Origin of the sequence: Caballeronia sp. GAWG1-5s-s (genome assembly GCF_023631445.1) — a bacterium.
Taxonomy (GTDB): domain Bacteria; phylum Pseudomonadota; class Gammaproteobacteria; order Burkholderiales; family Burkholderiaceae; genus Caballeronia.
Window position 1 is genome coordinate 95,673 of record NZ_JALQDC010000003.1, and the last position, 17,617, is coordinate 113,289.

The following is a 17,617-nucleotide window of genomic DNA, read 5'->3' on the forward strand; positions in this document are numbered from 1 at the left end:
AAGCATACACCAAGGTAAAACGCGGCCTGCGTGGTGCGGCGCGCTTAGCGAAACGCTCCACGATGCTAGCCGATCGATATGCGAAACAGGCGTCAGGCGGGCATCGTTAGCCGATCGGCCGACCCTCTCTTCGGCCCGCGAGAAGATCACTCGCCGCCCTGGCAACGTCGGAGCAGCGCCTCGAGCGCGCGGTCCGGCATGCCGCATTCGCGCAGGGCTTCCACGGTGCGGCTCACGTAATCGAGCGTGGTGCCGTAGCGACCGCTCGCGCAGCCGAACACCGTGCGGATGACCGGATCGGCCAGCTTGCCCGTGTACGAGGTGGCGTCACGGCGCATGACGAACGCGAGCGCCTGCACGCGTCGTCCGTCGATCAGCGTGCACGGCAGCCACGCCGGACGATACGAGGCCATGGCCATCTCGCGTCGCCAGAGGACTTCCAGATGCTCCTCCGTGTCCGGCCCGCCGAGGCGGAACGCCATGCCGGTGCAGGAGCCGCCGCGATCGAGCGCGAGCACGAGACCCGGCTGCTCCGGCGTGCCGCGATTCACGCGCGACCACAGATACAGCCCGCGATGATAGCCATGCACTTTGCCGCGCACGGCTTCGAGCGTCGGCAGTCCGGGATTCCAGATAAGCGAGCCATAGCCAAAGAGCCACAGGTCCGACCTGCGGTCCCAATGTGAAAGCGCCGCTTCGCGCGATGCGGCGAGTTCCTCATCGGTGAGAAGCGGCGTGTCGAGTAGCGCGGGCGGATAGTCCGGGCGGGGCTGCGGCGGATCGAGCGGCGGGCTCTCGATAGCGGGCGTGGACTCGGGTGTCTTGTCGTTCACGGTGCGGACGGGGCAGCGGATCGGCGGAAGTCAGACCAATGGCACGTAGGGATCGGGGAAGCCGAGAGACTGCATGATATCCGTCTCGATGGATTCCATCTCTTGCGCTTCGCTTTCGATCTCGTGATCGTAGCCCTGCGCATGCAGCGTGCCGTGCACGATCAGATGCGCGTAGTGCGCGGCGAGCGGCTTGCCTTGCTCGCTGGCTTCCCGTTCGACCACCGGACAGCACAGAATCAGATCGCCCGAAACGGGGTCGTCTTCGGATTCCGCATATGCGAAGGTCAGCACGTTCGTCGCGTAATCCTTCTGCCGATACGTGCGATTCAGCATGCGGCCTTCTTCTTCGTCGACGAAGCGGACCGTCAACTCGGCGTCGGCAAAGAGCGACGCCTTGATCCAGCGGGCGACCGTCGCGCGGGACAACAGCGCCTTGTGCGACGGAAACGCCTTTGCAGCCGGGAACTGCAGGTTCAGCGTGAGACTCGGCTTCATGCAGGTTTTTGCGACTGCTGCGCCGCCCGCGCTGCCTCGGCGAGCGCGGCGTCTTTTTGCGACTGCGCGTCGTAAGCCTCGACGATGCGCGCGACAAGCGGATGCCGCACCACGTCCGCCGACGTGAAATGCGTGATGGCGATGCCGCGCACTTCCGACAGCACGTGCTGCGCTTCGATCAGCCCGCTCTTGTGGCCGCGCGGCAGGTCCACCTGAGTCGTGTCGCCGGTCACGACCGCCTTCGAGCCGAAGCCGATACGCGTAAGGAACATCTTCATCTGCTCGGGCGTGGTGTTCTGCGCCTCGTCGAGAATGATGAACGCGTGGTTCAGCGTGCGGCCGCGCATGTAGGCGAGCGGCGCGATTTCGATCATCTGGCGCTCGAACATCTTCGCGGTCTTGTCGAAGCCGAGCAGATCGTAGAGCGCGTCGTAGAGCGGGCGCAGGTACGGATCGACCTTCTGCGCGAGATCGCCGGGCAAAAAGCCGAGCCGCTCGCCCGCTTCGACGGCCGGGCGCGTCAGCACGATGCGCTTGACCTGATCGCGCTCCAGCGCATCCACGGCGCAGGCGACGGCGAGATACGTCTTGCCCGTGCCGGCCGGCCCGATGCCGAACGTCACGTCGTGCGCGACGATCTGCTTCAGATACTGGCGCTGCATAGGCGTCCGGCCACGCAGGTCGGCGCGGCGCGTGTACAGCGTCGGGCCGTGATCTTCGTCCTCGCCGAGATCCATCGTGGCGCTCGGCTCGTCGAACGGGTGATCCGGATCGCCGCGGAAACGCGGGTCGTTCTGTCCGTCGTCCTCGCCGTTCTGGCCGGCTTCTTTCGCTAGCCGCGCCGCATGGCTTGCCTCGACGAGCGCGAGCTGAATATCGTCGACGGAAATCGGATCGCGGGCGCGGTTGTAGAAGTTTTCGAGCGCCGCGAGCGCGACTTTGGCGCCCCGGCCACGAATCGAAATCTTGTGCCCGCGTCGCGACAGCGTCACGTCGAGCGCCTGTTCGATCTGTCGCAGATTTTCGTCGAGCGGGCCGCAGAGGTTCGCGAGCCGCGCGTTGTCCTCGCGCGGAGCGGTGAATTCGAGATGCTGCTGGGGAGCGTTCTTCAAGGCGGGGTGGGTGTCCTGTCCGGTCTCGTAGGATTAATTGGCAAGCTCGGGGGCGGCCGTCTCGGGTGTGAGCACGAGCGCGCCGCGCAGCGAATGCGGATACGCGTGGTTGATCTCGACATCGATCATCTGGCCGATGAGTCGCGCATGCGAGGCGAGCGGCGCCGGGAAATTCACGACGCGATTGTTCGCCGTGCGTCCGGCGAGCTCGCTCGGATCCTTGCGTGACGGGCCTTCCACCAGAATGCGCTGCACCGTGCCGACCATCGAATTGCTGATTCTCACGACGTTTTCCTCGATCGTCGCCTGCAAATGCTGCAAGCGCCTGAGCTTGACCTCGCGGGGCGTGTCGTCATGCAGGTTTGCAGCCGGCGTGCCTGGTCGCGGGCTGTAGATGAACGAGAAGCTCGTGTCGTAGCTCATTTCCTCGACGAGTGCCATCATCTTCGCAAAATCGTCCTCGGTTTCGCCGGGAAAGCCGACGATAAAGTCCGTCGACAGCGACAAATCAGGGCGAATCGCCCGCAGCCGCCGGATGACCGACTTGTATTCGAGCACGGTGTATCCGCGTTTCATCGCCATCAGGATGCGGTCGGAGCCGTGCTGCACCGGCAAATGCAGGTGCGAAACGAGCTTCGGCACCTTCGCGTAGGTGTCGATGAGGCGCTGCGTGAATTCCTTCGGGTGCGAAGTCGTGTACCGAATGCGTTCGATGCCCGGCACCTCCGCGACGTACTCGATGAGCGTCGCGAAGTCCGCGATTTCGTGCGCCCCGGCGGTCAATGCGCCCCGGTAGGCGTTCACGTTCTGGCCGAGGAGCGTCACTTCGCGCACGCCCTGATCGGCGAGGCCGGCAATTTCGGTCAGCACGTCGTCGAGCGGGCGCGATACTTCCTCGCCGCGCGTGTAAGGCACGACGCAATAACTGCAGTATTTGCTGCACCCTTCCATGATCGAGACGAACGCGCTCGGGCCCTCGACGCGCGCCGGCGGCAGATGATCGAACTTTTCGATCTCCGGAAAGCTGATGTCGACTTGCGCGCGGCCCGTGGCGCGCCGCTTGTCGATCATGGCCGGCAAGCGATGCAGCGTCTGCGGTCCGAAGACGATATCGACGTAAGGCGCGCGCGCCACGATCGACGCGCCTTCCTGACTCGCGACGCAACCGCCGACGCCGATCAGCAGGTTCGGATTCGCTTCCTTCAGTTCCCGCACGCGGCCGAGGTCGGAGAACACTTTCTCCTGCGCCTTTTCGCGCACGGAGCACGTATTGAAGAGAATGACGTCCGCGTCTTCGGGCGTGTCGGTCTTGACGAGTCCTTCAGCGGCACCGAGCACGTCGACCATTTTGTCGGAGTCGTACTCGTTCATCTGGCAGCCGAAGGTCTTTACGTAAACTTTCTTGGTCATGAATGGTCGCCGGTCGCAGTGGTTAACCTGGGGGCGTATTGAGAATGATGAAATTGAGCGGTTTTGCGCGAAACTGCGCCACTTTCGCTTGACGTTAGCCGCATATTATAGCCCGTAGCGCCTTGTGACGCTTGTCGGCCGGTAGAGCGGTGCCGGGCTGCGGCTAGACGGTCGGCTTGCATCAGGCATCCGCCCAGGCCTTCGCTGCGGCGACCGCTCGCCGCCATCCGGCAAGACGCGGCTCGACGTCGGACGCCGGCATCGACGGTGTGAACCGCCGGTCCAGCTGCCATTGCGCTTTCAGTTCTCCGACGTCCTTCCAGTAGCCCACTGCGAGCCCGGCGAGATAGGCTGCGCCGAGCGCGGTGGTTTCCGCGACGCGCGGGCGCACCGTGTCGACACCCAACATGTCGGCCTGGAACTGCATCAGCAAGTCGTTGGCGCACGCGCCCCCGTCTACGCGTAGCTGCGCGATGGGCATGCCCGAGTCCGCTTCCATGGCTCGCAACACGTCGAGCGATTGATACGCGATGGATTCGAGCGCCGCCCGCGCGATATGGCTCGACGTTGTGCCGCGCGTGACGCCGAACAAGGTTCCGCGCGCACGCGCATTCCAGTGCGGCGCGCCGAGCCCGGCAAAGGCGGGGACCAGATACACGCCGTCGCTGTCGGGCACGGCGCGCGCAAGCCCTTCGACCTCGCTCGCGCTTCGGATGAGCCCGAGTCCGTCGCGCAACCATTGCACGACTGCGCCGGCGATAAAGATGCTGCCTTCGAGCGCGTAATCGACGCGATCGCCGATCTGCCACGCAACCGTCGTCACGAGGTTGTTGCGCGACTCGATTGGTTTGTCACCCGTATTCATGACGAGAAAGCAGCCCGTGCCGTACGTGTTCTTCACCATGCCGCTTTCCGTGCACATCTGGCCGAAGAGCGCGGCGTGCTGATCCCCCGCGATGGACGCGATCGGGATTTCGGCGGCGAGAAAACTGCCGTGCGTGGTTCCATACACCTCCGATGACGCGCGCACTTCGGGAAGCATGCTGCGCGGAATGTCGAAGGCGTCGAGCAGCTCGTCGTCCCAGCGGCGCGCGTGTATGTCGAAGAGCATGGTGCGCGACGCGTTCGTGATATCGGTGATGTGCATGCCCCGGCGCGTGAAGTTCCAGACGAGCCAGCTATCCACGGTTCCGAACGCAAGCCGTCCCTGCCGGGCTTTGTCCCGCGCGCCTTCGACGTTATCGAGAATCCAGCGGATTTTCGTCGCGGAGAAATAGGCGTCGATAGGCAGGCCGGTTTTGGCGCGGACCATCGGTTCGAGGCCCCGCGCCTTGAGTTCGTCGCAGAGCGCGGCGGTGCGGCGGTCCTGCCAGACGATCGCGTTGTACACCGGCTTGCCGGTCTCGCGATCCCAGACGATGGTGGTCTCGCGCTGATTGGTGATACCCAAAGCCGCGATCGACGATGCGCTCAGTCCCGCGCGCGTCACGGCTTCGGCCGCGACGCCCGCCTGAGTCGACCAGATCTCCTGCGGATCGTGCTCGACCCAGCCGGCACGAGGATAGATCTGCTGAAACTCCTTCTGAGCGACGGACACGATGTTCCCGCTCCTGTCGAACAGCATGGCGCGCGAGCTCGTCGTGCCCTGGTCGAGCGCGAGGACGATTTGATCCTGCATGGTCATCTCCGAGGTTGAGCGGGCATCCGCCATGCGAAGTCCGCATGCGCAATCTATCGGAGGCGCGGCGCGCGGACAACCTGGCCGAATGGCATAAGCAAAATGGACGGTCCATGCTCGCCGTGATTCGGCCTATGCCATTCGGCCGAGTGGCAAGGACGCGGCGATCGTCCGATACTGGCGGCTCAATCGAGCTATGGGTGACTGCAATGCGAAAGTGGATCGCGACGGGCACGGTTGCGGCAGCCGTACTGGCCGGCTGCGTAACGACGCCTAGTCTGGAGGGATCGTTCGGCGCGCCGTCTTTCGGCGCGCTTCAGGACATGTGCGGGATGGCGTCGACGGATTGGGGCGCCGACGCGCAGTCCGTGTACTCGGCTTTCTTTGACGCGTACGTCGCCGAGCGGCGCGGCGCGCTATCGAGAGATCGCTTCTGCGCGTTTCAGACCGGGATCGCGGAACGGCATCGCGCGTATCTCGCGAACCCGGGCCCGACAGCGCAGACTGCGTGGGCCAACTTCCTGCTGGATCAGCGCGCGCAGGCGCTGAGTTGGCGAGCGGCCGTCGATCCGACGTTGCGAGGGGGATAAAGCTTGGGGAAGGGACGCGGCCGGCGGCACGCGTCCCGCACGCTGCTACGAGAACCGCTTGAAGGCCTTGATGGTGGAATCGCCGGTTGCGGTGAGCCGCCATTGCTGTCGGCCGGAGGCGAGTTGTTCGAGCTGGACGAGCTGGCGTTCGAGCAGGGCGTCGAGTTCCTCGCGTTCCATGTCGACTTGGTTGGGCGCTTCCTGAACCAAAAGCAGCGTGGCAAATTCGTGCGGACTCAGCATCGTGTTCTCCATGACGACCGAAACGCAAGACGGCCAGCGGCGGCGGGCCGGCTCCTCGCTTCGAAACGTTGCGCGGGAAAACTGCAACTGCCGGGCAGCACGTCTATTTCTTCAATGCGCTGCCGGGAATTCGGATTGTAGGCAAGCGTCTGAGGAGTGCCAATCATACCGGTGAAAATTTCGGCTTTGACTTTTGGCGCCTTCGAAAGCGGTTGGTCAGAGAGGCCGATTTGCAGAATCCACGTGAAGACTGCGCTGCACTGCACACTGAAAGAGCACGCCGCGAACTCATGCTGTCGTTTCATTAATCTATACGATAAATGAATTTGTTCCGGCTTACGGTGGCAATGCAATATGCTTCTTTTGCCGCATCAACGATTAACTGTCAGTGTGCCTTGCACGCGTATCGCCGCCCGTAACTCGGATTTCATTCATGAACCGCTTCAATTGGCAGAACCCGTATCCCACTCCGCGCCTTCCCGTGTTCGCGCGGAACATCGTTTCGACCTCGCATCCGCTCGCGGCGCAAGCCGGCCTGCGCACGCTGTGGAAAGGCGGCAATGCCGTCGACGCGGCCATCGCGGCAGCGGCGGCCATCACTATCGTGGAACCGGTATCGAACGGTCTGGGCGGCGATGCTTTCGCGCTGGTGTGGGACGGCAGCAAGCTCCACGGGCTGAACGCGTCGGGCGTGGCGCCGGCGGCGTGGAACGTCGACTACTTCCGCCGCAAGTATGGCGAAGAAAACGGCCTGGCACGCCAGCCCAAGCGCGGATGGGACACCGTGACGGTCCCGGGCGTCATCGCCGGATGGGAAGCATTGCATGCGAAGTTCGGGTCGCTGCCGTTCGCCGATCTGATGGAGCCGGCCATCGAAATCGCGGAGCGCGGTCATGCGGTGGCGAGCATCGTCGCGTACAAGTGGGCGGCGGCAGTCCCTGAAATGAAAGATCAACCCGGCTTTGCGGATGTGTTCATGCCGCACGGCCGCGCCCCCGAAGTCAGCGAGCTCGTGCGCATGCCGGGTCACGCCAATACGTTACGCGCGCTCGCGGAACACGGTCCGCGCGCGTTCTACGAGGGCGAAGTCGCCGAACGCATCGCGGCGTTCGCACGCGAGGGCGGCGGCGCAATGACGCTGGACGACCTTCGTAGCTATCGCGCGGAGTGGGTCGAGCCGATCAGCAAGGATTATCGCGGCTACACGGTCCACGAGATTCCGCCGAACGGGCAGGGTATCGCGGCGCTCATCGCGCTCGGCATTCTCGACAAGTTCGATGTCAGCGCGCTGACGGTCGATCGAATCGAGTCGCAGCATCTGCAAATCGAAGCCATGAAGCTCGCGTTCGCCGACGTCTATCGCTACGTCGCCGATCCGCGCTCGATGGAAGTCACGCCCGAGCAGATGCTGGATGACGCCTATCTGACCGAGCGCGCGAAGCTCATCGACCCGGCGCGAGCCACGCAGTTCGACTTCGGCATGCCGAAGGCGGGCGGCACCATCTATATGTCGGTGGCCGACGAGCGCGGCATGATGGTCAGCTTCATCCAGTCGAACTACATGGGCTTCGGCTCGGGCGTGGTCGTGCCGAATACCGGCATCTCGCTGCAGAACCGTGGCTGCGGCTTCTCGATGGACCCGAAATCGGCGAATGTCGTCGAGGGCGGCAAGCGCCCGTTCCATACGATCATCCCGGCATTCCTCACGCAGGAAATCGATGGCCGCCGCGACGCGGTGATGAGCTTCGGCGTCATGGGCGGCGACATGCAGCCGCAAGGGCATTTGCAGTCGATCGTGCGCATGCTCGACTACGGTCAACAGCCGCAGGCGGCTTGCGACGCGCCGCGCTGGAAGGTGAACCGCGATTTCACCATCGACATCGAAGCTACGCTCGATCTCGAGACGGCTCGCGCGCTCGAGGGCATGGGCCATACGATCAAGTCCATCGACGATCCGTACATGGACTTCGGTTCCGGCCAGTACATCTGGAAGCTGGATCGCGACGATCCCGACCGCGGTTACGTCGCAGCGAGCGACAGCCGCCGCGACGGCCTCGCTGCCGGCTTCTAGCAACACTTTACGGCTGCCTGCGTTCGCGCAGACAGCCGGCCTTCCATGAGTTTTCGCCTTCGCACGGCGGCAAGCGCCGTGCGAACGGTGGCGCACGTCCGCGCATTGCTGCAATGAGCCGAGAGCACGAGATGACGCAACACGGAAAGACTTTGAACGAAGCGGTGCACGAAACACCGCTTGCAGGCCGCCCGGCCGTTGCCCATGGCGCCGACATTTCGCATCCGCCGGCCGCCACGCTGTCGAAGGCGATGGTTCGCCGCATCGTGTTTTCGTCGTCCGTCGGCAATGCGCTCGAATGGTTCGATTTCCTCGTCTACGGCTATTTCGCGGCGATCATCGCAAAAGCGTTCTTCCCGTCGCATGACGAATGGCTTTCCACGATGCTCGCCATCGGCACCTTCGGCATCTCGTTTCTGATGCGTCCGCTGGGCGCGATCGTGCTCGGCATCTACGCCGATCGCAACGGCCGCAAGGCCGCGCTGACGCTCGCCATTCTGCTGATGATGATCGGCACGCTGACCATGGCGGCGATGCCGTCGTATCAGCATATCGGCATTGCGGCGCCGCTTTTGATCCTGCTCGCGCGGCTGATTCAGGGCTTCGCCGTGGGCGGTGAGTTCGGTAGCGCGACGGCGTTCATGGTCGAGCACAGCCAAGCGCGTCGCGGCTATTACGCGAGCTGGCAGTTCGCGAGTCAGGGGCTTGCCGCGATCATGGCCGCCGCGTTCGGCTCGCTCTTGACCGCGTGGCTGCCGCAACCGCAGCTCGAGTCGTGGGGGTGGCGCATTCCGTTCGTGTTCGGCCTGCTCATCGGGCCGGTCGGCTATTACATCCGCTCGCACCTCGACGAAACGCCGGAGTTCCTGGCGTCCCGGCCGGCCCGCACCGACGCTCGCGCGCCGGGCGTCTCGTTCTCGAATCAGTGGATCAACTTGCTGCTCGCGGTCGGTATCGTCGCGCAATCGACGGTCGGCGTGTATGTGCTGCAACTCTACATGCCGATGTATGCCGTCAAGCAACTGCATTTGCCCGCCACGGCGTCGTTTGCCGTGGTCGTGCTCAACGGCGGGCTGCAGTTCATCTTCTCGCCGATCATGGGCGCGCTGTCCGACCGGCTCGGGCGCATTCGCATCATGCTCGGCACGTCGATCATCATGGGCGTTGCCATCTATCCGATGTTCGCGTGGCTGCAGGCTTCGCCGACGGTCCTCTCGCTCGTCGTGCTTCAGTCGGCAGCAGGCATCCTGAAAGCCGCGTATTCCGGTCCGATGCCCGCGCTGATGTCGGAGATTTTCCCCACGCGCGTGCGCTCGACGGGCTTGTCCATCGGCTATGCGCTCGGCGTGACGCTCTTCGGGGGATTCGCGCCGACCATCGTCGAGGCGTTCATCCACGTCACCGGCGACAAGCTCGCGCCGAGCTACTACGTGCTGCTCGCGGCGGTGTTGTCGGGCGTCTCGCTCGCGATCGTCGCCTGGCGCATGCGCGGCGGCGCGCGACACGCTGCATAGCATCTGCTTCCTGTGAACTAGCTTACGACGGCGGCTTCGGCCGCCGTTGTGCTTTTTGACGCGCCTCGAACTCCATCGCGGCGGCACACTTCCTGCTCTATGCTGCGCCACCGAAGCCGCGCATCGAGACGTAGAAAATTGACGCACGGCAAGGCGCGCATGGAACCGCGCAGCGCGGCGCAAGTCTGTCCCCATGTCTGCAAACTCGTTGCAGGACGGCTAAGATGAAAAAGCACAAGCCGCTAACACTTTGATTCGAAGACGCTGGGACGACGTCGCAGCGTCGTATGAACCTCGACCGTCTTTTTTGGCCGGTGGCGCGTTCAGTTCAGCCAGGGAGCGCGATACATGCATACAGCTAGCACCCACGTGATGCCGTGGCGCATCGAAGATATCGATCTGAATCGGATCGACCGACAGAAGGCGGCGTCCAACGAACATCTTCTCTTGTTGCTCTGTGCCTGCTCGTTCATCGAGAGCGGCACGGATCTTTATACGAGCAACCTCAGCACCTACTTTCGAGACGATCCGGAGATCGCGGCGTGGCTCAACAACGAGTGGGAGCCCGAGGAGATGCAGCACGGCCGCGCGCTCAAGACGTACATCAACCACGTCTGGCCGGAGTTCGACTGGGACACGGCGTTCAAGAACTTCTTCGCCGAATATTCGCTGACGTGTTCCTACGAGCAGTTCGAGAAAAAGCGCGCGCTGGAGATGGTGGCGCGCTGTGTCATCGAGACGGGAACGGCCACGCTGTATCGGGCCATCAACGAATGTTCAGACGAGCCGGTGCTCAAGGAGATCACGGACAACATCCGGGTCGACGAAGTGCGTCACTACAAGCATTTCTTCCGCTTCTTCAAGAAGTGGAACAAGATCGAAGGCAATGGCCGGCTGGCGGTGCTCGGCGCGCTGGTGCGTCGCGTGGCCGAGCTGAAGAGCGAGGACTCGGAGATCGCGCTGCGGCACGTCTTCGCCATTCGATACCCGGAGCGCGTCAAGGATTCGACCTACAATCGCGAACTCTTCGCGCAGGTCAATGCGTTGGTTCGGCGGAATCTGTCGGCTGATCAGTGCATCAAGATGCTTCTGAAGCCGCTCGATTTGCCCGCGCGCATCCAGCCGGGCGTGCACTATCCGCTCGCGAAAATCACGCAACTCTTCTTCCGCTAACGCTCGATGCGTGCGGCGGCGCATGCCGTTTCACTCAACCAGCCTACGTCAATGACCGACTCCACCGCAGCGAAGACGCTGTCTTTGCAGACCGTCTTCGACGAATGGCCCTCCGATCTGCGCGCGTTATTCGACGGTACGTTGACCGGCGCGCCGAGCGGCTTCACGGCGTCGCTGTCCGCCGTGGACGACGGCGGGCGCATTCGCACCGCGCTATTGAGCGCGGGCGAACTGCTCGCCCCGGACGCGCGTACGCTGTGCTTCGCGCTGTGGCCGTCGTCGCGTACCGCGCGGGCGATTGCGTCGAGCGCGAGTGCAACGCTCGCTTTCGTTTTTGACGAGGCGTTCCATCAGGTGCAGATCGACGCGCGGCGCGTCGCGCTCGACGACGTGCCGCTCGCGTGCTTCGTCGGGACGATTGAAAGCGGGGAGATTCAGCGCGTGCCGTATGCGCGGCTGACAGGCGGCATCACGTTCGAACTGACAGATACCGAGCAGGTCATCGCGCGCTGGCGCGAGCAACTGGACTGGCTGAAGCAGGCGGCGAGCGCCGCTGCCTGATTGCTTGTTGCTTCTTTCGCGAGCCGCGCGCGTTGGCGGCTCGCTTTCAAGATGACGTCGCCGACGCTCAGCGCCCGCGTCCGCCGGTGCGCATGCCGTCGCGGCGCGCGCCGCCGTTGTCGTTGCGCGACTTGCCGCCGAGGAGCGCGCCGGGATTGCCGGCTTTGGCGCGCGGGGCCGGAGCGTGCCCGGCTGCGTGCGCGGCTTCGGGACGGCGGGGCGCCGGCTTGACGCCCGCGTTCGCGTGGCCGGCCGGTTTAGCGCTGGCCGGCTTCGAGCCGCGGCCGTCGCGCTGACCCTGACCGCCGCCGTTGCCCGCTTTCGGCGCACGCGCCTGATCCTGCGATCCGCCATGCGCGCGGCCGCCTTCGCGCGGACCGCCGCGCCCCTGGCTGCGGCGCTGAATCGGCTCGGGTTTCGCGTTCGGGTCCGGCTCGAACCCGGCAATCACTTCCTGCGGAATCGGGCGCTTGATGAGGCGCTCGATATCCTTCAGCAATTGCAGTTCGTCGACGCACACGAGCGACACCGCTTCGCCTTCCGCGCCCGCGCGACCCGTGCGGCCGATGCGGTGCACGTAATCTTCCGGCACGTTCGGCAGGTCGAAGTTGACCACGTGCGGCAACTGGTCGATGTCGATGCCGCGCGCCGCGATATCGGTCGCGACGAGCACCTGCAACGTCTGATCCTTGAATTCGGCGAGCGCCCGCGTGCGCGCGGACTGGCTCTTGTTGCCGTGGATGGCGAGCGCGCTGATGCCGTCCTTCGTCAATTGCTCGGCAAGACGGTTCGCGCCGTGCTTCGTGCGCGTGAAGACGAGCACCTGAAACCAGTCGTGCTGGCGAATCAGATGCGTGAGCAGTTCGCGCTTGCGATCACGATCGACCGGATGGATCTTCTGTTCGATGCGCTCGGCCGTCGTGTTGCGGCGCGCGACTTCGATCAGCGCGGGCGAATCGAGCAGGCTGTCGGCGAGCGCCTTGATCTCGTCGGAGAACGTGGCCGAGAACAGCAGGTTCTGGCGCTTCTGCGGCAGACGCGCGAGCACGCGCTTGATGTCGTGGATGAAGCCCATGTCGAGCATGCGGTCGGCTTCGTCGAGCACGAGAATTTCGAGCTGCGAAACGTCGATCGTCTTCTGCTGCATGTGATCGAGCAGACGGCCCGGCGTCGCGACGACGATATCCACGCCACGGCGCAGCGCGTCGATCTGCGGATTGATGCCGACGCCGCCGAACATCACGGTCGACCGCAGCTTCAGATACTTGCCGTAGGCGCGCACGCTTTCTTCGACCTGCGCCGCGAGTTCGCGCGTCGGCGTGAGAATCAGCGCGCGCACCGGGCGCTTGCTGCCGGCCGCGGCCGGCGCCATTTGCGAGAGACGTTGCAGGATGGGCAGCGTGAAGCCCGCCGTCTTGCCGGTGCCGGTTTGCGCGCCGGCGAGCAGGTCGCCGCCTTTCAGGACGGCCGGAATGGCCTGAAGCTGGATCGGAGTGGGATTCGTGTAGCCGAGTTCGTTGACTGCGCGAAGGAGAGGTTCTGACAGACCGAGTGAATCAAAAGACATAAATAGATGTTCGAATCGTTGTGGCGAACGGCGTGCAGGCGGCTGGCAACAGCGGCGATGATGTACGACGCTCGCGATGAATCGGGCGGCGGCCTTGGTGCGCGGTACTCGACCGCCTGGCTGTGCCGCAAGGTTCGACGCGCTATCAAGACACGCCGGCTGGCTGTAAGTTGCATCGCGTTCCTTCGCGATGCGGGCGCTTTGCCCCGTTCAAGGCTCACGCGACATAGCGCGCGACGCTCACGAACTGACACAGACTGCCCGCCAGCACGAACAGATGCCAGATACCGTGGCCGTGCCGGATGCGCTCGTCGTTGATGAAAAACCAGATGCCGGCGGTGTAGATCAGACCGCCTGCCACCAGCCACGCAGTGCCTGCGGGCGGCAGCGCCGTCAAGAGCGGATGAACGGCTACGAGCGCGAGCCAGCCCATCAACACGTACAGCACCATCGAAACGCTGCGGGTTCTTCGCCCGAGCGTGAGTTCCTGCGTGATGCCGAGCACAGCAAGCCCCCAGCTCACGCCAAACAGCGACCAGCCCCACGGGCCGCGCAAGGTCACCAGTGTATAGGGTGTGTAGCTGCCGGCTATCAACAAGTAGATGGCCGAGTGGTCGCACTTTTGCAAGACCGCTTTCATGCGCGGCGTGCGCGCACAGTGGTACAGCGTCGAGATCAGGTACAACGTGCACAGCATGGCGCCGTAGATCGCGAAGCTCACGACCTTGTAGGCGTCGCCATCGAGCGCGCCCATCGTCACGAGCGTCGCGAGTCCCGCGACGGACAAGATGACGCCGATCAGATGGCTGATGCTGTTGAAACGCTCGCCTGCGTGCATGACTGGTCCACCAAAGACAAAAGGCGCAGCCCCAACATGAAGGCTGCGCCCCGTGCGTATTGTACGCTGTCTCGCGCGAATGTCAGTCGAGCGGCGCCGAACGCAGGTTGCTCACCTGTTGCGGCGACACCGGCGTGCCGTGGTTGCCCCACGACATACGGATGTACGTCACGACCGCGGCCACTTCCGTATCCGACAGCGACTGCGCGAACGGCGGCATGCCGTGCGGCATCGGATTGCCGTCCGTGCTCGGCGGATAGCCGCCGTTGAGCGTCATGCGAATCGGGTTGACGGCAGACGGCATCTGGATGGACTGATTGTTCGCGAGCGGCGGGTAAGCGGGCGGCTTGCCGAGACCGTTCTCCGCGTGACACTTCGCGCAGTTCTCGGTGTAGACCTTCTTGCCCATGGTCAGCAGCTCGCCGCCGAACTTCTCGGACGTTTCCAGTTGCAGCGGTTCCGGCGCTTCCTTCTTCTGCGGGATCGACTTGAGATACGTCGAGATCGCGTTGATGTCCGCGTCGGTCATGTACTGCAGGCTGTTGTGGACCACTTCGGCCATCGGACCGAACACCGCGCCGCGCTGCGACACGCCGCTCTTCAGCAGGTCGTTGATGTCCTTGATGTCCCAGTCGCCGAGACCGGCTTCCTTGTTCGACGTGAGCGACGGCGCGTACCAGTTTTGCAGCGGAATCAGGCCGCCCGCGAACGCAGCGGAGTTGACCGGGCCGCCCATCGCGTTGATCGACGTGTGGCACATGCCGCAGTGACCGAGACCTTCGACGAGATACGCGCCGCGGTTCCATTCGACCGATTTGGTCGGGTCCGGCTTGTACTCGCCTTCGCTGAAGAACAGCGTGCGCCAGCCGATCAGCAGATTGCGGTTGTTGAACGGAAAGCGCAGTTCATGCGGACGGCTCGGCTCGGACACCGGCGGGACCGAACGCAGGTACGCGTAGATCGCGTCCGAGTCGGCGCGCGTCACCTTCGTGTAGCTCGTGAACGGGAAGCCGGGGTACAGCAGGCTGCCGTCCTTCGAGCGGCCCGTGTGCATCGCGCGATAGAAGTCGTCGGAAGTCCACTTGCCGATGCCGTACTTGTCGTCCGGCGTGATGTTCGGCGTGAACATGGTGCCGAAGGGCGTCGCCATGGGCAGGCCGCCCGCGAACTGCTTGCCGCCGCGCACCGTGTGGCACGCGATACAGTCGCCGGCGCGGGCGAGATATTCACCGTGCTTGACGAGCGCGGCCTGATCCGCCGGAGTCGCCGCGACCGCGCCGCCCGAATGGAGATTGTCGCCGCCCGACCAGAGGACGGCGCCGGCTGCGACGGCTGCCACCACGACAGCCGAGGAAAGTGCGAACAGGGACTTGCGTTTCATTGTGTTGTCGCTCCAGACGCCTTATTGCGGTTCGCTGCCGCAGACGAGCGGCATCTTCAACGAGCCAGCGGGCGCGGGCACCGGGTTGGCGGGTGCGGTTTGCGTGGAGAGCCATGCGGCGACGGCGGTCACGTCGTCATCCGACAGGCGCGAAGCGATCTGCTGCATGCAGTCGGGCGCCTTCGCGTGGCGCGTGCCCGACTTCCATGCGCCGACCTGCGCGCTGATGTAGTCCGAATGCAGGCCGACGAGACCCGGGATGGCGGGCTGCATGCCGGTCAGCGCCTTGCCGTGACATGCCGCGCAGGCGGGAATGTTCTTCGACGGATCGCCGTTCAGCACGATCTGCGAGCCGCGCGCGAGCGTCGTGCCCGACACGTTCGTCTTCGCGGGCGGCGGATACGGCGGACGCTGCTGCGAGAAGTAATTCGCGATCTGATGAAGGTAGTCGTCCGAGAGATACGTGACGAGGTAGTTCATCGGCGGGTACTTGCGCCGCCCTTCGCGGAAATTCTGGAGCTGGTTGTACAGATAGTCGGCGGGCTTGCCGGCAAGACGCGGGAAGTAGTCATTGTCCGTGCCTTCGCCGTGCACGCCGTGACATGCGGTGCAGCCTTGCACGCGGGCTGCCATGGTATCCGGCGCGATAGGCTGGTTTTGCGCCTGGGCAAGCGCCTGGCCCGCGCTGAGAACGCCGGCGCTGCCGATCAGTGCCAAGGCGAGCAGCGGACGGAAAATGCGTCTTGAAAACACGCGACACTCCATGAAATTCGGGGACCTGCCGAGCTTCGTGCGGCTCGGTGCGAAGGTGGCGAACCACGGCCACGCGTAGGGTGGCGGAGGGTGGCGGACCACAGCCACAGCGGCTCGATGAGCCTCTGATGCGACGCGGAATTCTATCATCGATGCCTGATGGTGACTATTTGACACAACTTTTCGGGCGCTCTGAGGCGGAATCGCGACAATATGCCGCGCGACAGACAAGAACTTTGACATTGCATTGAATTCATTGCTTATCAACAAAGAGTCGACACGAGCACCACCGCGTCGCGCCGAAGTCTGTAGCGTCCGATGCAATGCGCGCTCCGGTTTGCGTGCGTTCGTTTAGACTTCGCGAGCCGCTTTCTTGCCGACGCACCGATGACCCGCCCGGATCTCCTCACAGCAATTCCCGTTCACGCCTCGATGGCCGCCGCATCATGAGCGGCGATTCGTTGTCCTTTTTGCAGATGGTGTTCGCCGCGCTGTCGGATGTGGCGTTCGCGTGCGCGCTCGGCGGGATGCTGCTCGACGCGTGGCTGCATCGCGAACGCGTGGCTGCTGCTGTGTCGCCGACGCAGCGCGGCGGGCGGCGCGCGTCGCGTGTGGGCATTGCGGCGGCGCTCGCGTTCGTGCTGTGCGGCTTCGTTTCGCTGTGGCTGGAGTCGGCCGCGATGAGCGGCACCTCGATCGCCGATGCGGGTTCGTCGCTCTGGCTCGTCGCGAGCGCGACGCACGCGGGCATCGGCTGGGCGGTGTCGGTTGCGGGCGGCGTATTGCTCGCGCTGGCGACGGCGACGAGCCGTCCGTTGGGTTCTGCCCGCGTGGCCGTCGCCGTGCTCGGCGCGTTGATCGCGGCATCGGGGAAAGCGGCGATCGGCCATGCCGCCGATGCGGGCGCGTTCTCCATCGCGGAAGCCGTGCAATTGCTGCATTTGCTCGCGACGGGCGTGTGGGGCGGCGTCGTGATCGCGGGCGCGGTCGTCTTGCCCGCGCTCGACGCATCGACTGCGCGCGCGGCGCTACTGCGCGTCGTCGCGCGCATGTCGAGCGTGGCGACGGTCGCGGTGGCGGTCGTCATCGCGACGGGTCTTTTCAACGCATGGCGAGGCACCGGCGGATCGGCTGAAGCGCTGACGCAAAGCGGCTGGGGTCACGCGCTGATCGTGAAACTGGCGTTCGTCGCGGCGGCGCTCTTGCTCGGCGCGCTCAACCGCTGGTCGGCGCTACCGCGCCTGCAACGCACGGCATCGACGACGGACGCGCACACGGTCATCAACCTGATGCGCGTCGAAGCGGTGCTGATGGTGGGCGTATTCGTGGCGGCGTCGGTGCTGTCGCACAGCTTGCCGGGTTTCGCGATGGGCGGTTGAGCGGTTGAGCGGGTGAGCG

16 protein-coding genes are annotated in these 17,617 nt (G+C 64.5%); 6 read left to right on the plus strand and 10 right to left on the minus strand.

Going from position 1 to position 17,617, the window contains the following annotated elements; translation table 11 throughout:
- Window positions 1-146: 146 nt before the first annotated feature.
- The 5 genes from NCR34_RS02905 to glpK all read right to left on the minus strand — a co-directional run bounded on the left by NCR34_RS02905 (window position 147) and on the right by glpK (window position 5,528).
- Window positions 147-833, minus strand: coding sequence for a gamma-glutamylcyclotransferase (locus NCR34_RS02905; protein WP_371747374.1), 687 nt, complete (start codon window positions 831-833; stop codon window positions 147-149).
- Window positions 834-863: 30 nt separating this feature from the next.
- Window positions 864-1,328: an rRNA maturation RNase YbeY gene (gene ybeY / locus NCR34_RS02910; RefSeq protein ID WP_248321260.1), complete on the minus strand. Its 465-nt coding sequence runs from the start codon at window positions 1,326-1,328 to the stop codon at window positions 864-866.
- A complete protein-coding gene (locus NCR34_RS02915) occupies window positions 1,325-2,440 on the minus strand; it encodes a PhoH family protein (protein WP_175939519.1) in 1,116 nt (371 codons plus the stop codon). Before NCR34_RS02915 ends, ybeY begins: the two co-directional genes overlap by 4 nt.
- A 33-nt stretch (window positions 2,441-2,473) precedes the next feature.
- Complete coding sequence (gene miaB / locus NCR34_RS02920) at window positions 2,474-3,850, minus strand: tRNA (N6-isopentenyl adenosine(37)-C2)-methylthiotransferase MiaB (RefSeq protein ID WP_248321262.1); 1,377 nt, start codon at window positions 3,848-3,850, stop codon at window positions 2,474-2,476.
- Window positions 3,851-4,031: 181 nt separating this feature from the next.
- Window positions 4,032-5,528: a glycerol kinase GlpK gene (gene glpK, locus NCR34_RS02925; RefSeq protein WP_248321263.1), complete on the minus strand. Its 1,497-nt coding sequence runs from the start codon at window positions 5,526-5,528 to the stop codon at window positions 4,032-4,034.
- Window positions 5,529-5,737: 209 nt separating this feature from the next.
- Between glpK and NCR34_RS02930 the strand changes: the two genes are divergently transcribed.
- A complete protein-coding gene (locus NCR34_RS02930; protein WP_248322248.1) occupies window positions 5,738-6,118 on the plus strand; it encodes a hypothetical protein in 381 nt (126 codons plus the stop codon).
- A 45-nt stretch (window positions 6,119-6,163) separates the two neighbouring features.
- Here the strand turns inward: NCR34_RS02930 and NCR34_RS02935 are convergent, their stop codons facing one another.
- On the minus strand, window positions 6,164-6,361 hold the full coding sequence (locus NCR34_RS02935) for a hypothetical protein (RefSeq protein WP_175940590.1): 198 nt from the start codon (window positions 6,359-6,361) through the stop codon (window positions 6,164-6,166).
- 433 nt (window positions 6,362-6,794) lie between these two features.
- Between NCR34_RS02935 and ggt the strand changes: the two genes are divergently transcribed.
- From ggt to NCR34_RS02955, 4 genes are all read left to right on the plus strand, one after another.
- Window positions 6,795-8,432, plus strand: a complete 1,638-nt coding sequence (gene ggt / locus NCR34_RS02940) for a gamma-glutamyltransferase (RefSeq protein ID WP_250499032.1) — start codon at window positions 6,795-6,797, stop codon at window positions 8,430-8,432.
- A 251-nt stretch (window positions 8,433-8,683) separates the two neighbouring features.
- Window positions 8,684-9,946: an MFS transporter gene (locus NCR34_RS02945; protein WP_248322249.1), complete on the plus strand. Its 1,263-nt coding sequence runs from the start codon at window positions 8,684-8,686 to the stop codon at window positions 9,944-9,946.
- Between the two features lie 348 nt (window positions 9,947-10,294).
- The gene (locus tag NCR34_RS02950) at window positions 10,295-11,119 is read left to right on the plus strand and encodes a ferritin-like domain-containing protein (RefSeq protein WP_248321267.1); all 825 of its coding nucleotides are present in this window, start codon (window positions 10,295-10,297) and stop codon (window positions 11,117-11,119) included.
- 51 nt (window positions 11,120-11,170) lie between these two features.
- Complete coding sequence (locus tag NCR34_RS02955) at window positions 11,171-11,680, plus strand: hypothetical protein (protein ID WP_248321269.1); 510 nt, start codon at window positions 11,171-11,173, stop codon at window positions 11,678-11,680.
- Between the two features lie 67 nt (window positions 11,681-11,747).
- Here the strand turns inward: NCR34_RS02955 and NCR34_RS02960 are convergent, their stop codons facing one another.
- From NCR34_RS02960 to NCR34_RS02975, 4 genes are all read right to left on the minus strand, one after another.
- Window positions 11,748-13,247, minus strand: coding sequence for a DEAD/DEAH box helicase (locus NCR34_RS02960; protein ID WP_248321271.1), 1,500 nt, complete (start codon window positions 13,245-13,247; stop codon window positions 11,748-11,750).
- Between the two features lie 217 nt (window positions 13,248-13,464).
- Window positions 13,465-14,085 carry a PAQR family membrane homeostasis protein TrhA gene (trhA, locus tag NCR34_RS02965; RefSeq protein ID WP_248321273.1) on the minus strand — a complete coding sequence of 207 codons (621 nt, stop codon included), beginning with the start codon at window positions 14,083-14,085 and terminating at the stop codon, window positions 13,465-13,467.
- Window positions 14,086-14,167: 82 nt separating this feature from the next.
- Window positions 14,168-15,466 carry a c-type cytochrome gene (locus tag NCR34_RS02970; RefSeq protein WP_175939527.1) on the minus strand — a complete coding sequence of 433 codons (1,299 nt, stop codon included), beginning with the start codon at window positions 15,464-15,466 and terminating at the stop codon, window positions 14,168-14,170.
- Window positions 15,467-15,487: 21 nt separating this feature from the next.
- Complete coding sequence (locus NCR34_RS02975; protein ID WP_175940592.1) at window positions 15,488-16,231, minus strand: c-type cytochrome; 744 nt, start codon at window positions 16,229-16,231, stop codon at window positions 15,488-15,490.
- A 434-nt stretch (window positions 16,232-16,665) separates the two neighbouring features.
- On the opposite strand from NCR34_RS02975, the gene NCR34_RS02980 reads away from it, so the two are divergent.
- Complete coding sequence (locus tag NCR34_RS02980) at window positions 16,666-17,598, plus strand: CopD family protein (protein WP_248321274.1); 933 nt, start codon at window positions 16,666-16,668, stop codon at window positions 17,596-17,598.
- Window positions 17,599-17,617 lie beyond the last annotated feature (19 nt).

Bases quoted from the DNA above. Each gene is read 5' to 3' on its own strand.
- NCR34_RS02935 (WP_175940590.1), bottom strand. From the start codon at position 6,361: ATGCTGAGTCCGCACGAATTTGCCACGCTGCTTTTGGTTCAGGAAGCG.
- miaB (WP_248321262.1), bottom strand. From the start codon at position 3,850: ATGACCAAGAAAGTTTACGTAAAGACCTTCGGCTGCCAGATGAACGAG.
- NCR34_RS02980 (WP_248321274.1), top strand. From the start codon at position 16,666: ATGAGCGGCGATTCGTTGTCCTTTTTGCAGATGGTGTTCGCCGCGCTG.
- NCR34_RS02960 (WP_248321271.1), bottom strand. From the start codon at position 13,247: ATGTCTTTTGATTCACTCGGTCTGTCAGAACCTCTCCTTCGCGCAGTC.
- NCR34_RS02950 (WP_248321267.1), top strand. From the start codon at position 10,295: ATGCATACAGCTAGCACCCACGTGATGCCGTGGCGCATCGAAGATATC.
- ggt (WP_250499032.1), top strand. From the start codon at position 6,795: ATGAACCGCTTCAATTGGCAGAACCCGTATCCCACTCCGCGCCTTCCC.
- trhA (WP_248321273.1), bottom strand. From the start codon at position 14,085: ATGCACGCAGGCGAGCGTTTCAACAGCATCAGCCATCTGATCGGCGTC.
- NCR34_RS02945 (WP_248322249.1), top strand. From the start codon at position 8,684: ATGGTTCGCCGCATCGTGTTTTCGTCGTCCGTCGGCAATGCGCTCGAA.
- NCR34_RS02970 (WP_175939527.1), bottom strand. From the start codon at position 15,466: ATGAAACGCAAGTCCCTGTTCGCACTTTCCTCGGCTGTCGTGGTGGCA.
- glpK (WP_248321263.1), bottom strand. From the start codon at position 5,528: ATGCAGGATCAAATCGTCCTCGCGCTCGACCAGGGCACGACGAGCTCG.
- NCR34_RS02975 (WP_175940592.1), bottom strand. From the start codon at position 16,231: ATGGAGTGTCGCGTGTTTTCAAGACGCATTTTCCGTCCGCTGCTCGCC.
- NCR34_RS02930 (WP_248322248.1), top strand. From the start codon at position 5,738: ATGCGAAAGTGGATCGCGACGGGCACGGTTGCGGCAGCCGTACTGGCC.
- ybeY (WP_248321260.1), bottom strand. From the start codon at position 1,328: ATGAAGCCGAGTCTCACGCTGAACCTGCAGTTCCCGGCTGCAAAGGCG.
- NCR34_RS02955 (WP_248321269.1), top strand. From the start codon at position 11,171: ATGACCGACTCCACCGCAGCGAAGACGCTGTCTTTGCAGACCGTCTTC.